Here is a 1,371-nt window from a genome sequence, read left to right on the forward strand (position 1 = left end):
TGAAGTTGACCCAGAAAAACGGACATCTATCCTTTGGAGAAGGAGGTGCCGATTATGGGCAAGCATCGTACCCCGTACCCGGCGGAATTCCGGGCGCAAATGGTCGAGCTGGTGAAGGCTGGACGCAGGCCGGAGGAACTGGAAAAGGAGTTCGAGCCGACTGCACAGACCATCTACAACTGGGTGGCGCAGGCTGATCGCGACACAGGCGTGCGGCATGACGGTCTGACCACAGCCGAACGGCAGGAGCTCGCACGGTTGCGTCGTGAAGTCCGGCAACTGAAGATGGAGCGCGACATACTCTCTCACGCAGCGGCCTGGTTTGCCCGGGAGACGGGAGCCGTATCGCCGAAGGATACGGATTCATGAGAGCGAACCGGGTCCGCTGGCCCATCGCCACGATGGCGCGGCTGCTCGGCGTCTCGACGAGCGGCTATTACACGTGGCTGGTGCGAGAGCCCGCGATGCACACACGCAGCGATGCGCAACTGCTCGCGCGCATCCGCACGCTACATGCGAGCTCGCGCGGCACGTATGGGGCACCGCGTATCCATGCGCAGCTCGCGCGCGAAGGCGTACACGTGGGGCGCAAGCGGGTGGCGCGCCTCATGCGGATGGCGGGTCTGTGCGGGGCAAGCCGGCGGCGCTGGCCGCGCACCACACGGCCACGCGCAGGTGCCCGGCGTGCGCCGGATCTGGTGCGCCGGCACTTCAGTGCCGACGCGACAAACGTGCTGTGGGTCGCGGATGCGACCTATGTACCCACGGGCGAAGGTTTCCTCTATCTGGCGGTCGTGCTGGATGTGTTCAGCCGTCGCATCATCGGCTGGGCGATGTCTAACCATCTGTACACTGAACTGATGTTACGCGCGCTGGACATGGCGTTGCAGCAACGACGCCATGACGGTGTGATTCTACATTCCGATCAGGGCTGTCAATACACGTCCATTGCCTTTGGGCGGCGATGCCGCGAAGCAGGCGTACAGCCGTCGATGGGCACGGCCGGCGATGCCTATGACAACGCGATGTGCGAGTCGTTCTTTGGCACACTCGAAGCCGAACTGCTCTGTCGTGAACACTTCGCGACCCACGAACAGGCACGGCGGCGTCTGTTCTCGTTTCTGGAGAGCTGGTACAACCTACGCCGCCTGCACAGCAGCATCGGCTACTGTTCGCCGCTCGAGTTCGAAAACCTGCATGCGCAAGATCAACGCTTATCGCCGCGCGGGTTGCCCACCGCCGGGCAGCGTCGTGGTCGTGACAGGCGACCCGCCGCCCGACCGTGGACAACCCGCGATTCAACCTTATCGGGAGGTGCCACACCGCATTAGACTCAACTGCAAATCTATCCGTCGAACCGGGTCAACCTCA

Annotated in this window: 1 pseudogene; it reads left to right on the forward strand. The window is 63.2% G+C overall.

Annotation, left to right across the window (positions count from 1 at the left end):
- Nucleotides 1-54: 54 nt before the first annotated feature.
- Nucleotides 55-1,199: pseudogene (locus tag FSO04_RS45770) on the forward strand (IS3 family transposase); the annotation flags it as partial.
- Between the last annotated feature and the right edge of the window lie 172 nt (nucleotides 1,200-1,371).

This window comes from Paraburkholderia madseniana (assembly GCF_009690905.1).
Classification (GTDB): Bacteria; Pseudomonadota; Gammaproteobacteria; order Burkholderiales; family Burkholderiaceae; genus Paraburkholderia; species Paraburkholderia madseniana.